Raw genomic sequence first — 15,247 nt, 5'->3', positions numbered from 1 at the left:
CGTGATACTCGACCGGAACAGCACCATGAGCGCATCCGAAATGAGGCAACGCCTTTCGGACCTTGACGAAAAGGAACGCCCCAGACTGAGCAAGGACGATATCGTTGAATTCGTCAACCTCATGCAGACCTATGAAGGTGCCATGTATGAGATTTCAACCAAACTGGATGTACTCGACACCGAATTCCAGGTCAGGTTCAGCCACAACCCCATCCACCACATGGAGCGCAGACTGAAGAGCGTGGATTCCCTGATAGGCAAGCTCCACCGTAAGGACCTGCCGGTTTCGATCGAGTCCGTTCGTGACCATATCTTCGATGTGGCCGGGGTCAGGGTCATCTGCAACTACCGCGATGACGTCTATTCGGTCTCCCGCTACCTCTCGGACCAGTCCGACATCCAGGTGCTCCGGGTCAAGGACTACATCCGCAACCCCAAGCAGAACGGATACAGGTCCCTCCATGTCATCTATGCCGTGCCGGTCTTTTTGACCTCAGGCCCCCACTACACCCCGGTCGAGGTGCAATTCAGAACGATCGCCATGGATTACTGGGCCTCTCTTGAGCACCAGCTCCGGTACAAGTCGGATCTGCCGGACAACCGCCTGGCTGAGCACTCCCAGACACTGCTGGATTGCTCTCGGTCCCTGCAGAACATAGAGGTACAAATGCAGTCCATCCACCGCGACATCTCGGGATCACCGCAGGAACAGGAGTCGGACGATGCCACCATCCGTGCGGCCAAGTCCAATCTTGCCAACGGATTCGATACAGGTTTCGACGGAAACTGAACCAGCCCATCCTTGGCAGGCCCGTCCGCATGTGTCCGGAAGCACCGAATCCGGGACCGGGCGGAGAGCGTGTCTCCGAGCCCGGTCCTCCTGAATCAGAAGTCGAAGTTATCCGGGTCCGCACCGGCACGGATGCCGGAGTCCATAGCTGAGATGGCCTTCATGTCGTCCTCATCCAGGGTGAAATCGAATACCTGGGCATTCTGCTCGATCCGCTCCTGATGGGTGGATTTGGGAATGACGACCAGCCCACGCTGTATGTGCCACCTGAGAACGACCTGTGCCGGAGACCTGCCGACCTTCCTGCTGATGGACTCGAGCCTTGGATCAGAGAGCACGGAGCCGCCGGTGCCGCCGAGGGGACTGTATGCTTCCACATCGATCCTGAGTTCACCGTGGCAATAGTCGATCAGTTCCTGGTTCACGAACTGGGGCGAGGACTCAATCTGATTCACGGCAGGCTTGGTGGAACTGATGGAATGAAGCTCCTCCAGATGGTGCTGCTGGAAGTTGCAGACCCCGATTGCCCGGACACGCCGCTGCCTGTACAGCTCTTCCATGTCCTGCCATGCCTGCTGCCACCCCTGGGCCGGCCAGTGAATCAGATACAGGTCAACATAGTCGGTGCCCAGCCTGTCCAGACTCTCCTCGAAAGCCTCTTTGGCCCGACCGGACCGGATGTCATCGTTCCAGAGCTTGGTGGTCAGGAAGACATCGCGGCGTTTCAGCCCGGAATCGCGTAAGCCCTGACCAACGGACTCCTCATTGCCGTAAATCATGGCTGTGTCGATGTGGCGGTAGCCTGCCTGCAGTGCCCAGGTGACCGCCTGACTGGTCGCCTTTCCGTCCGGGGTCTGGAAGACACCCAGTCCCAGCTGTGGAATCTGAACCCCGTTATTCATGGTCAATGTAGTGTCGGTGACGTTTTCAGTCATATGGTCTGCTCCTTGATCGGTTGCCCGTTATGGCCTTATTCTCATCGTAGGCCTGGCGGAAAGCCCCAGGAAAACGAATCTCCGAAAGTTGGTCTTCCCTTAGTCACCGATGTTTGCGCCCGACACCCCGATGCTCAGAGCCTTCCACACTAGGCATGCCCTCATTTTATGCTGCCTCTGGCAAGGGTACGGACACGCAGGCTGTCGCACCCTCGGGAAGCATGGTAAACTTTTCTCGGTTTGATTGTTGGGATCATCCTTACTCTTGTCCGATTCCGTCATGGGGGTGGCGGGATTCCGTTTTAGTTGGGTTTGCTGTTGTTCGGACGACAGTAGGGGTGGATTGTTGGGGAGGTAGCTACGCGTATGCGCAGTTCCGTCGTGTCCGGGCGTCGTTTCTTGCGTCCCGTTCTGGGTATCATGGCCGCCCTGTCCCTTGCGGGGCTGGGATTGGCAGCGGGAGTCCAGGCATCGGGGGCCGAACAGGACCAGGTGGATTCCGTCAGCGTCTCTCCTGCCCCCTCGGCCTCTCCCTCTGTTATGCCCTCCCCCTCGGCTTCACCATCACCTTCGGTTTCGGCTTCGCCGTCTTCGGCAACTGCACCAAAGCAGCAAACCGCCCCCTCCCCGCTGTCGACGCCCAGTCCGCTGGCTGACGCGGGGCGCCCTGCAAGCAGGGCTCTGGGCAACCATACCGTGACCTTCTCTTCCGTGGCGGGCACTCAGGGGATGCCGTCCGGGCAGACCGTGGCCGACGGAAAACCAGCCGCCATTCCACATGACAATCCCACCCGTGCGGGCTGGACCTTCAATGGCTGGTTCCAGGGTGATGTGGCCTACGACTTCTCCAAACCCGTGACCGGGAACGTGACCCTGACCGCCAAGTGGGGCGGCTCGTTCTCCACCAGCCCAAACGAAGGCCCCCATCTGGGCGGCACCGACGTGACGGTGGCGACGCCAACCGACCAGGTCCGCCTTGCCCAAGTGTCCACAGGTAATGGCTTCTCACTGGCGGTGGGCAGCGACGGCAACGCCTACGCCTGGGGTACCAACAAATACGGCCAGTTGGGTGACGGCACCACAACCCAGCGCAACATTACACAGATGGTCGCTCTGCCCGAAGGTGTCAGGATCGCCCAGGTGTCCGCCGGGGACGACTACGCCATGGCTCTGGACCGGGATGGCAAGATCTGGACCTGGGGACACAACAATTGGTACGGTAACCTGGGGCAAGGCTCAAACACCGAGGAGACCATATCGACACCCGTCTTGGTCGCCGCACCCGAGGACGTGACCTTCACAGCGATTACCGCTGGCTCCGTCCATTCCCTGGCCCTGGATCAGAATGGACGGGCTTGGTCCTGGGGTCATTCTGCTTACATTGCTCGCAACACCAGAAACTGCCCTCAATACACACCCGGACTGGTGGAATACAACATGCCCGAAGGGCTCACTGCAATCAGCGCCGGGAAAGACCACTCCATAGCCCTGACAGAGGATGGCATCGCTTGGACCTGGGGGACTTTCAGCAACGCTCTCGGTACTGACAGAACCCCCAACTTTCCACCAGGCATGTCCTTCAGTTTGGATCCCGCCCCGGTCGCTACTGACCTGCGATTCACTGTCATCAGCGCAGGCGATCGTTATTCGACGGCCATAGCCGAAGACGGAACCATTTGGACTTGGGGCGACACAGAAAATGGAAGACTGGGCCATACCATTGATAAGGACAACCCCGCCGACAGACCAGGCCGCGTGCCCGGCCTGACAGGGGCAACCGGTGTCAGCGCCGGAGCCGGCCGTACCGTGGCCGTTACGGACACCGGTATCTGGGCCTGGGGAAGCAACGACCGGGGCCAACTCGGCGACGGAACCACCCAGGATTCAGTCACACCCGTCCGAGTCTCCGCCCCCGACAAGGTACCCGCAGGATTCGGGTACATCTCTATATCGAGCGGCTCAGCAGGCACCCATACCCTGCTCGTCGGCTCCGACGGTAATACATACGCCCATGGAGATAACGCATACGGTCAGTTGGGATTCAACACCGCGAACAAGACATCCAACCCCCTCCCGGTGATGGTCTGGCAGGTCGCCAACACCCAGCTCACCGACCTCCCCTTCGATGAATCACGCAACTCCGCCGGCCCCTATCGCAAGGCCGACGGTTGGCATGTCACCGCCCCCAGGCACGGCCTGGGCACCGCCACCCTCACCATCCAATCCACGATTGACCGTGTCGCCCAACCTGACGACACCAGCCAACGTTTCACCTACACCGGCCGCACCGCCACCGTCACTTTCAAGACCGAGCACGGATCCTCCACGCCCGCACAACACGTCGTCGTCGGCGACACCGTACGCCTCCCCGACGACCCGACCTCGGACGGATGGACATTCAACGGCTGGTTCCAGGGCGACCTGGCCTACGACTTCTCCAAACCCGTGACCGGGGACGTAACCCTGACGGCCCGCTGGGGGCAGAGGGTCACCACCCCCAACAGGGGCCCCTGGCGTGGCGGCACCGACGTGCACCTGGCTTCACCCACAGCACCGGTCAGGTTCGCCCAGGTGTCCACAGGGCTACACCACTCTCTGGCCCTGGGCAGTGACGGCAATGCGTATGGGTGGGGGGGCAACTACGACGGACAGGTCGGCGATGGCACCACCACCAATCGTTCGACCCCAGTGATGGTCGCCATGCCCGAAGGCGTGAAGTTCACCCAAGTGCAGGCAGGCTACTGGCACTCCGTGGCACTGGACCGCGACGGCAGGGTCTGGACCTGGGGCTATAACGGACAGCACCAACAAGGCCGCCCAGCGGACGATGACCACCCCTACAAACGACCCGGCCTGATCGATGTGCCCGCGGATGTGAGGTTCATCGCCATCTGCGTTGGCATGAGCCATACGCTGGCCCTCGACCAGGATGGCAACATCTGGTCTTGGGGACTCAACGGTAACCGTCAGCTGGGACGCCACCTCGGCTGGGACGGCCGAGGTTGGGGTGACACTGCCGGGAAGGTGCTCGTACCCGAGGCGGCTTTCACCACACTTGGCGGAGCCGAATCCCATTCCATGGCCCTGACCAGCGATGGGACGGCCTGGACTTGGGGCGCCGATGACATCATGAGCGACCACCCTGCGGACCCTGATGCTGTGCTCGGCCACGTCGGCAACGGGCCGGCGCCCGTCGACACCCGACTGCGCTTCACAACTCTCTGCGGTGGCTCTTTCCACACCATGGGAATCGGCCGGGACGGTAACGTTTACACCTGGGGGGATGAACCAAGAGCCACGTTGGGCCGCACCTCAGACGCAAACAACCCCGCCAACCGACCCGGCCGGGTACCCGGTCTGTCCGGAGCAACTGAGATAGGTGGCTCGTGGAGCAAGTACATGGTCATCACAAGCACCGGTGTATGGGCTTGGGGCGATAACTCGTACGGAGAGCTGGGCTCCGACATCAACACGGGCCGCAACGACCCGCCTGTATCCAACCCCATCCGTGTCCCAATCCCCAAAGGAATGCCGAACGGATTCAAGTACGCCCGTCTCTTCACCGCGAACAGCAGCGGCTACCACACACTAATCATCGGTTCGGACGGCGACACGTACGCGTTCGGGGACAATGACCGGGGTCAGCTTGGCGTCAACACCGACGGTGATGATGACTACGACGAACGACGCCATATCGATCCGGTCATGGTGTGGCGCCCGGTGGACGGTCGAATCACAAGTGTCCTGTTCGGCCCCAAGACGAATCTCGGGGATATGCGGCGCATGTCCGACGGCTGGCATGCCTATTCGCCACGGCACCGGCCCGAGACCGTTCCGATGACCATCCGGACCCTGCCCGGCGTCCAGGGGGACGACGACTACGAAGAATCCCAGCACGTCGAGGACACGAGCCAGCAGTTCACCTACACCGGCGACATGGCCACCCTCACCTTCACCACCCCACACGGTCACGCCCCCGACCCGCAGCAGGTTCCGGTCGGCGAGCCCACTCAACGCCCGGTTGACCCACACGAGGACGGGTGGACGTTCGACGGATGGTTCGACGGTGACGTGGCCTACGACTTCACCCGACCTCTGGAGCATGACCTGACCCTGACCGGTCGGTGGCACCGAGCCGGTCGGTGGGTCCTGAGCCCGGACCACGGCAGCGAGTACGGCGACGAGACCCTGACCCTGACCGCACCCGCCGCGCCCGGTATCCGCCTGGCATCAGTGGACACGAGTGGATCGTCCGCTTTGGGCATCGGCTCGGATGGCAACCTGTACGCCTGGGGCGACAACACTTACGGGCAACTCGGGGACGGCACCCTCACCCGGCGCACCTCCCCGGTCCTGATTACCCGACCCGACGGCACCGGCGACGAGTTCACCTGGGTGAAGGCCGCATCCGGGCGCACCCACAGCACCGCAGTCGGCTCCGACGGCAACCTCTACATCTGGGGGTCGCTACCCAGCGGACTTGGAGATAGGGACTACAGCACCAGCAGCGCCAGGCCCGTCAAGGTCCGCACCCCTGCCGATGCCGAAGACCCCGAATTCACCTGGGTCTCCACCGCCGCCGGAGACGGTTTCGTCATCGGGCTCGGATCCGATGGCACCATGTACACTTGGGGAACCATGCCAGAAGGGCTCGGCGACCCATACGGGAGCACCAAAAGCGACATCCCTCTGCTCGTGCACGTCCCCAAGGGGGCACCCCCGGCGTTCCGTTACGAACAAATCGCTGCGGGCGATCGGCATGCCCTGGCAATCGGATCGGATGGGAACCTGTACACCTGGGGGTCCAATACACACGGCCAGCTCGGCCACGCCGACACCGATGCCAACGTTGACGAAGACGATGAAGACGAGGACACCGGCACCCCCATCGCCGCCGATGCACCCGACCCGCAACAGCCTACAGGCTATGTCCAGGCCAGCGCGGGAGGCGATCACACCCTGGCCATCGACCAGCAGGGACGCCTCTGGGCCTGGGGAACCCTCGCCGACGGCACCGACACCGCAACCCCCGTACGTATCCAGCCCGCAGGCACGGCCGACACGTACCGGTTCACGCACACCTCCACCGGGCGCGCCCACTACACCGCCACCGGACAGGACCACCGCACCTGGACCTGGGGCGACAACACCAACGGACAAGCAGGCCATGACACCTCCACCCCGTTGCAGCCTACGGTCGTCCCCGGCCTTCGTACCACCGTCACCATTGCAGGCGATGACACCACCATCGCCATCGATACCAACGGCGACACCCAGGCATGGGGAGACAACACCAACGGACAAGCAGGCCACGGCGACACCGATCCCACGCCAACGCCACACAAGGCCACCGTCCCCCCGCAGCCCACACCCACCAGCCTGACCATCGACAACGCCACACTCCCCCTGCGACGGACAGGACCGAACACCTGGCAGGTCACCACCACCGTTCACGACCCGGGACCTGTACCCGTGCGCGTCCGGTGGACCCTCGCAGGGCAGGACCAGCCCGACGACACCACCAACACCTACACCTACCGGCACACCGGCATCCTGCCGAACGCGGGAGGCACCGGCATCATCCTTCTGATCATAGCCGGCATGCTCACCCTTGCCATCACCAATGCCAACCGGCATCGGCACACCCCACCAACCACTACCAATACTTCACCTGAGTAAGAGGCCATTTCGGGCATCCCAAAGCCCATGGCCATCGGAGGCGGCTCACTCAATTCCCCAGGGGGCCGCCTCCATTTTTCTCCCATAGGGGTAACCAGCCAATACGTCACGCATAGTACGGAGACTAATATCGCATACACCCAGTTTCCAAACGTGTAGAATTGACCGAACGGTGCCTAAACTAGTCTCAGGCACTTCAAGGAGAACCTTATGGCACTCAACGGTCAGCCCCAAGAAAGCAATGACTTCAATCAGCAGGGCATCCAGTACAGGCAGCAGAACCCCCAGATGCAGGCCTCGCCTCAGGCGCAATACACGCCACAGGCCCCCTACCCAGGACAGACCCAGTACGCCCCGCAAGGTCAATATGCCCCACAGGGTCAGTACGCCCCGCAAGGACAGTATGCTCCGCAGGCCCAGTACGGCCAGACGATCTATGCTCAGCCACCGGCCATGCCGATGCCCCAGCCTCAATCCACACCGCCGATGAACAGCCGCGCTGCCGCTTCCCTGCGAAGAGCCGAGAATATCTCCATGTCCCGCGCGTACGGGGAAATGGCCGTCGGTCTGCTTGTCACGGCTGCTGTTGCCTACCTTACGGCCGTTTCCGGTCTCCTGTACGCCTTCATCATGGCCACGGGAATGTGGGGTTGGATTGGCCTGTCCGTTGCCCAGGTACTCTTCGCCGTCTTCCTGGGCACCAGGATCATGACGATGAAGACAACGACCGCCAGGGTCATGTTCTACCTCTATGCAGCCTTGATGGGCTTCACGCTGAGTTCCATATTCGTGGCATACTCCCTCCCGAGCATCCTGCTGACCTTGGTGATTTGCGCCGGGTTCTTCTTCGTTCTGAGCATGCTGGGACTCACCACGCGCAAGAACCTGATGGGCATGGGCAGCATCCTCCTGGTCGCCCTGATCTTCCTGATTGTGGTCCAGGTCGCACTGATGTTCCTGACTCCCTCGAACACAGCCCTCAGGATTGTGGCAGGCATCGGCATCGTCCTCTTTGCGGGACTGACCATCTATGATGCCCAACAGACGAAGCGCATCTTCGCCGCTTACCAGAATCAGGGAACCGAGGTCATCAAGAAGGTCTCCATCCTTTGCGCACTGAACCTCTATCTTGATTTCGTCAATCTCTTCCTGTACATCCTGGACATGGTCGGAAACAGTGACTGATTGGTAGACCACCGGCTCAAGGCCGGAGCGGCTGGAACACCAGCTGCTCCGGCCTTTTTGATATATGAAACCCGCCTCCTTGCCGTTCCAATCGGAAAAAGAGACCGAGGTAACAAACCCTGTGTCGTGTCGTTTCTTCGAAATCAACGGATTCCAGGGTTGCATTCCCTACAGTGGATGATTCAGAGCTTATCGAACTTGCAGTAACGGATAAGCGCCATGCTCGATTGCGCGCCCTTATTCTCTTGAGAAGAGGAGCACGACAAGGAGGCCCTCGTGTCCATAGGCAGACGTGCTTCTTCTACCCTGACCACACTTCTGGCTGCTCTGGTCCCGATTTTCCTTATCGTGCCCTTGATTACGACCACGGAAGTCGCGACGGCCAGCGAGGCCGGCTACCAGGTTGAGTTCGATGCCACACAGGGGCAACCGGCCCCCTCCCCCCAGACCGTGCCGGCCAGCGGACTGGTCACCAGGCCCACCAATCCGCAACGCGAAGGGTATCATTTCGACGGCTGGTTCGCGGGTGGTGTTGCATATGACTTCAGCAAGCCGGTAACCTCCCCATTGACTCTGAAAGCAGGCTGGACCCCTGAAAAGAACTGGTCCATGAATCCCGACAGCGGCGACCCGGCAGGTGGCACCCGGATCGTGCTGACGCCCCTGGCACCGGACGGAACCAGATTCAGCAAAATAAGCGCAGGATCCTGGCGGACATTCGGTCTCGGCAGCGACGGCGACATCTACGCCTGGGGCGACAACCGCGACAACACACTTGGCGGAGACTTCGACAACCCCACCACCTCCCCCGTCCGGCTGAAAGGAATACCCGCGGGAACAGCAACCGACATAGCCACCGGTGACTACACCACAATTGCCCTGACCGCAGAAGGGAAGGCCTGGGCCTGGGGACATAACGACCGGGGCCAGTTGGGCGACCCCACCAAACCCTATGGATGGGGCAAGCCAGTCCCCGTTCAGCTCCCCTCGGACCTGACCCTGGCGCAGGTAAGCGCCGGAGCCAGCCATATGATCGCCCTTGGTCGAGACGGCAAGGTCTATACCTGGGGCGACAACCAGTATGGGCAGCTGGGCAGGACGGATCTTCCCACCGGTCACGGGGAGGCGAGCGCCTTGAGCAAGACGCCTGTGGAGGTGCAGGGATTACCGTCGGGCACGGTACCTGTTTCCATCAGTGCAAGAGGCAACTTCAACATCCTCCTGGATTCCAGCGGGAGGGTGTTTACATGGGGCAGCAATGCCCACGACCAACTGGGCAATCCCTCAGTGCCCTCAGGATCGGACCGGGATGATTCCTGGTCCGCCGCACCTACCGAGGTGAAGGGATTCCCCGAAGGCACCAAAATCGTATCCGTCAGCGCAGGTTCCGAACACGCCCTGGCCTTGGACGACCAAGGCACGGTCTGGGCCTGGGGGGTCAATACGTCGGGGGAACTGGGTAACGGTCAGTCCTCCTCATCCAACTCCTCCCCCACCCGCGTGTCCATGCCCAGCGGGATGAAATGCGTTGCAATCAGCGCAGGTTACGGGCACTCCACCGCAATCGGAGGTGACGGCAAGGTCTGGGCCTGGGGTTACGGCGGTGGCGGGGAGATGGGCAACGGCACCACCACGACCACCAATAGGGTCCCGGTCCAGGTCCAGGGCCTACCCAGCCACGTGCAGGCGAATTCCATCAGCGCCGGACGGGCGCATACCATGGCTTTGACCACCAACGGCAGGGTCTATGGGTGGGGCGCCAATGGTTTTGGACAACTGGGCGGAGGCAACGGGGATCAGGCAGTTACCGTGGCCACCGAAACCCCCTTCCCCCTCCCTCAGGTCATCGATTCGGTCACCTTCGACGGGCAGGCGGGAACGGACCTGTCCAGGCTGTCTGACGGCTCCTGGACAGTCACCACACCCCCTCATCCTTCGGGAAGGGCCGTCGCCCTCCTCCACCTGACCCGATACGGGGCATCAACCACCACCGCCCTGCCTTACCTCTACACGGGAGAGACCGCCAAATACCAGGTCACCTTCGATACCGGTCAGGACGGCCCTACAGTCCCGGAACAAACCTTGGAGCCGGGGCAAAGGGTCGCACGACCGAATGACCCGGTCCGTTCCGGATACCGCTTCGACGGATGGTTCATCGGAAAAGTGGCCTATGACTTCAACCGCTCCGTCATCGGAGACACGACGTTGACCGCCCGATGGACCGGTCAGGACGGTTGGAAGATGCAGCCAGCCAAGGGTCCGGACACCGGCGGCACCCGGGTTACTCTGACACCCCCGGCACAACGGGGGGTCAGATTCAGCCAGGTCAGCGCCGGCGGTAGCCATTCCCTGGCCATAGGGTCGGACGGGAAGATCTACGCCTGGGGTTCCAACGCCGAAAGCCAGTTGGGACGGACCCAGGCCGAGGGCGATTCCCCGGTACCGGTGGAGGTCAGGGGGTTTCCAAGCGGAGTGACCCCCGTCAAGGTCTGCGCCGGCAGCAACCACTCCCTTGCACTCGGATCGGACGGGAAGATCTACGCCTGGGGCTCCAACGAATTCGGCCAACTGGGACGTAGTGACATCCCAACCGGGAGCTCCGTATCCGTCGCAATGAGCCCCACACCCACGCCAATACAAGGGCTGGCCTCAGATGTAACGGTGGTTGATATCTGCGCCGGTTACTTCCACAACCTGCTCCTGGACAGCAAGGGAAGGGTCTGGGCTTGGGGGAAGAACGAGCAGGGCCAGCTGGGCAACACCTCGGTCCCCACAGGCGATGGCAATGCGGCCGCCCTGAGCACCACCCCCGTACGCGTTCAAGGACTGTCGGAAGACGTCGGCGTGGTTTCCATCAGCGCAGGCAACAACCACAATGCCGTCCTGGACAGGTCAGGCAAGGCCTACCTCTGGGGCATGAACGGGTCCGGAGAGTTGGGCAATGGAGGCACCACCTCCAGTCCGACAGCTGCTCCGCTCCTTGGCCTACCGACGGGTACCGTCCTGACCAAGATCCTGGCCACGTACGGCCATACAACCGCCCTGGATTCCAACGGCAGCGCCTGGACCTGGGGATTCGGCGGATCGGGTGAGATGGGCAATGGCTACGAAAACCGAACCAACCCGTTGCCTCTTCGGGTTCCCCTGCCTACGGGTGTTGTCCTGACCGACATCGAGACCGGATACGGGTTCAACATGGCCCCCGCAACCGACGGAAAGACTTACTGTTGGGGGTGGAACGGCAGCGGGGCGCTGGGAGTTCCGTCCATTCCGAACGACTGGAATGATCAGACCTCCAAGGCCCTGACCCCGACCACCGTCCAGGGTCTGCCCGAGAACGTATCACTGACCCAGGTAAGTTCAGGCTTCCTCTTTTCCATCGCCATCGGCAGTGATGGGCAGACCTATTCATGGGGCCGCAACACTGAGAACCAGCTGGGACTGGGTGCCATCAGCCAGACACTGGTCCTCACGCCGACGACGATGCCCTTCCCCGGAAGGGTGGATCTCACCTCCGTGGCCTTTGACGGCCGGAACGGCATCGATCTGAAGGCGGAGAACGACGAAACCTGGACGGTGACCACACCGGCCCATCCGGTTGGAGTCGTCGACACCACAATCGTATGGAAAATCAACGGAATCAAGCAGGACGACGCCATCCTCCCCTATGAGTATCTCAGCATGCTTCCTAATGCCGGCGGGCCGGGAATCATCGTGTTCCTGGTGGTCGGCGGTCTGGTCATGGCCTTGGTATCGGCAAGCTCATGGCTGAGACGCCTGAAGCGATAGACAACTCAAGGGCCATGGCCCCCGAACCCAGACAGCAGACCTTGTTCCCACCGGCAGCGGCCTAACGCCCATCCATCAGATTGCGCAGCACATACTGGAGGATGCCGCCGTTACGGTAGTAGTCGGCTTCGCCGGGGGTATCTATGCGAACCTTGGCCTTAAAACTGACGGTACAACCGTCATCACGGCGGGCGGTGACCCTTATCGTATCGGGTATCTCCCTGTTGATGGCCTCAATTCCTTCAAACCCGTAGGTCTCCGTCCCGTCCAGACCAAGGCTCTCGACCGATTCCCTCTGGGGGAACTGCAGGGGAAGAACGCCCATACCGATGAGATTGCTGCGGTGAATACGCTCGAAGGATTGGGCAATGACCACCCTGACCCCCAACATCAGGGTCCCCTTGGCAGCCCAATCACGCGACGAACCGGTTCCGTATTCCTTCCCGGCAAGAATGACCAGAGGGACACCCCGCTCGGCATAGTCCCGGGAGGCTTCGAAGATCGTGGCCGGCTTCCTGGACAGGAAATCATAGGTGAACCCACCCGGACGGACCTCCATCCCGACCGAGGCCAGGAGCTGGTTGCGCAGACGGATATTGCCGAAGGTACCGCGAACCATGACCTCGTGATTGCCGCGCCGTGACCCATAGGAGTTGAAGTCCTTGGGGGCTATGCCGTGCCCCTCCAGGTAGAGCCCTGCCGGGCTATCCGTCTTGATGGCACCCGCTGGCGAGATGTGGTCGGTGGTGACCGAGTCTCCCAGGAGCGCCAGGACCCTGGCTCCCTCGATGTCACCGAGGGGGGCCGGGGTTGCCGTCAAACCATCGAAGAAGGTCTGCCTGCGCACATAGGTGGAATCCGGATCCCAGGTGAACAGTTGCCCGGAGGGAACATCCAGGCCCAGCCAGCGATCATCGCCCTTGAACACCTGGGCATAGTCCTTCACATACATGTCGCGGTCCAAGGTACGGTTGATGACCGTCTGAATCTCCTCATTGGAAGGCCAGATGTCGCACAGGTAGACCGGGCTGCCGTCAGGGGCCTCCCCCAACGGATGGTTGACCAGGTCCACGTCCATGGAGCCGGCCAGGGCGTATGCCACAACCAGGGGCGGAGACGCCAGGTAGTTCATCTTCACATCAGGACTTATCCGGCCTTCGAAGTTCCTGTTCCCCGAGAGGACAGCGGTCATGGTCAGCTCGTGCTCGTTGATGGCCTTGGATACGGCGGGATCCAGCGGACCGGAATTGCCTATGCAGGTGGCGCAGCCGTACCCGACCAGTTCGAATCCCAAGGCATCGAGATCCTCGGTCAGTCCAGCCTTTTCCAGATAGTCCGTCACCACCTGGGACCCCGGGGCCAGGGAGGTTTTGACCCAGGGCTTGGGTCTGAGTCCCAAGGCACGCGCCTTACGGGCCAGGAGGCCCGCCGCCACCATGACCGAAGGGTTGGAGGTGTTGGTACAGGAGGTGATGGAAGCGATGACCACAGCCCCATTGGTCAGCTCGAAGTCCCCGTGTGTCTCCGTGTGGACCGGGACCGGTTTCCGGTCGGCATCAGGCGCTTCATAGTCGGGAAGGGCTGCCCTATAGGCACTCCTGGACTGGTCCAGGGCGATTCTGTCCTGGGGGCGTTTGGGACCTGCAATCGAAGGCCGGACGGTGGAGAGGTTCAGTTCCAGGGTCTCGGAGTACCTCGGCTCCGTGTAATTCGGGTCGTCCGGGTCGTGCCAGAGCCTGTTGGCCTTGGCGTAGACCTCGACCAGGGCTATCTGGTCCTCACTGCGGCCGGTCAGCCGAAGATAGTCCAAGGTCACCTCGTCAATCGGGAATATGCCGCAGGTGGAGCCGAACTCTGGGCTCATATTGCCCAGGGTGGCCCGATTGGCCAGGGGAACCTGGCTCAGCCCCCTGCCATAGAACTCCACGAACTTGCCGACCACTCCATGGTCACGGAGCATCTGGGTTACGGTCAGGACCACATCGGTGGCCGTCACCCCTTCGGGAATGGAACCGGTCAGCCTGAAACCGACCACCCGGGGAACCAGCATGGAAATGGGTTGGCCCAGCATGGCCGCCTCGGCCTCGATACCGCCCACACCCCAGCCCAGAACGCCCAGGCCATTCACCATGGTGGTGTGCGAGTCCGTGCCCACACAGGAGTCCAGATAGGCCAGAGGCCGTTCGCCCTCCCGCCCGGGTTCCTTCTGCATAACCACCTGGGCCAGGTATTCGATGTTGACCTGGTGAATGATGCCGGTGCCCGGAGGCACCACTCGGAAATTCCTGAAGGCCTGCTGCCCCCAGCGCAGGAACTGGTAACGCTCCCTGTTGCGCAGGTACTCCACGTCCATATTGTGCTCGATGGCACCGGGCACCCCGGCCAGGTCAATCTGGACCGAGTGATCGATGACCATCTGGGCCGGCACCTGGGGGTTGATGACCTCCGGGTCACCACCCAGGTCCCTGACGGCATCACGCATGGTGGCCAGGTCGACGATGCAGGGGACTCCAGTGAAGTCCTGCATGACCACCCGGCTCGGAGTGAACTGGATTTCATGGCTTGGTTCCGCATCAGGGTCCCAGCCCAGAAGGGCGTCCACCTGCTCGTCGGTGATATTGATTCCGTCACGGTTTCGGACCAGGTTCTCCACCAGGACACGCAGGCTGTACGGCAGCCGGTCAAGACCGGGAAGGTCGGCAATACGGTAGTAGTCGAACTCCCGGCCTCCCACACGAAGCTTGGACAGCACCTGTCCTGTCGGCCTATCGCTCATGGGCATATCCTCTCGCGCAGCCCGGGAAACCCTGTCGGCACGGTCCGGACAAGACGCAGGAACCGGCTCATACGGTTGCCCGGGAAACGGACA

Annotated in this window: 6 protein-coding genes; 4 read left to right on the top strand and 2 right to left on the bottom strand. The window is 61.8% G+C overall.

The features are described from left to right. Nucleotides 1–40: 40 nt before the first annotated feature. Entirely contained in the window at nt 41–790 is a 750-nt protein-coding gene (locus H3V08_RS01950; RefSeq protein WP_420796643.1) for a GTP pyrophosphokinase, read from the top strand. A gap of 95 nt (nt 791–885) precedes the next feature. Here the strand turns inward: H3V08_RS01950 and H3V08_RS01945 are convergent, their stop codons facing one another. Beyond that, the gene (locus tag H3V08_RS01945; protein WP_033489893.1) at nt 886–1,725 is read right to left on the bottom strand and encodes an aldo/keto reductase; all 840 of its coding nucleotides are present in this window, start codon (nt 1,723–1,725) and stop codon (nt 886–888) included. Between the two features lie 366 nt (nt 1,726–2,091). On the opposite strand from H3V08_RS01945, the gene H3V08_RS01940 reads away from it, so the two are divergent. From H3V08_RS01940 to H3V08_RS01930, 3 genes are all read left to right on the top strand, one after another. Then, nucleotides 2,092–7,404: an InlB B-repeat-containing protein gene (locus H3V08_RS01940; protein WP_198181430.1), complete on the top strand. Its 5,313-nt coding sequence runs from the start codon at nt 2,092–2,094 to the stop codon at nt 7,402–7,404. Between the two features lie 210 nt (nt 7,405–7,614). Beyond that, complete coding sequence (locus H3V08_RS01935) at nt 7,615–8,589, top strand: Bax inhibitor-1/YccA family protein (RefSeq protein ID WP_232340064.1); 975 nt, start codon at nt 7,615–7,617, stop codon at nt 8,587–8,589. Between the two features lie 276 nt (nt 8,590–8,865). Further along, nucleotides 8,866–12,378, top strand: coding sequence for an RCC1 domain-containing protein (locus H3V08_RS01930; protein WP_198181429.1), 3,513 nt, complete (start codon nt 8,866–8,868; stop codon nt 12,376–12,378). Between the two features lie 61 nt (nt 12,379–12,439). Here H3V08_RS01930 and acnA read toward each other — a convergent pair whose 3' ends face one another. Beyond that, a complete protein-coding gene (gene acnA, locus H3V08_RS01925; RefSeq protein ID WP_198181428.1) occupies nt 12,440–15,154 on the bottom strand; it encodes an aconitate hydratase AcnA in 2,715 nt (904 codons plus the stop codon). Between the last annotated feature and the right edge of the window lie 93 nt (nt 15,155–15,247).

Source organism: Bifidobacterium sp. M0307, assembly GCF_016100445.1.
Taxonomy (GTDB): Bacteria; Actinomycetota; Actinomycetes; order Actinomycetales; family Bifidobacteriaceae; genus Bombiscardovia; species Bombiscardovia coryneformis.
Note: the sequence above shows the minus strand (reverse complement) of the source record. Positions and strands in the feature narration are given on the sequence as shown.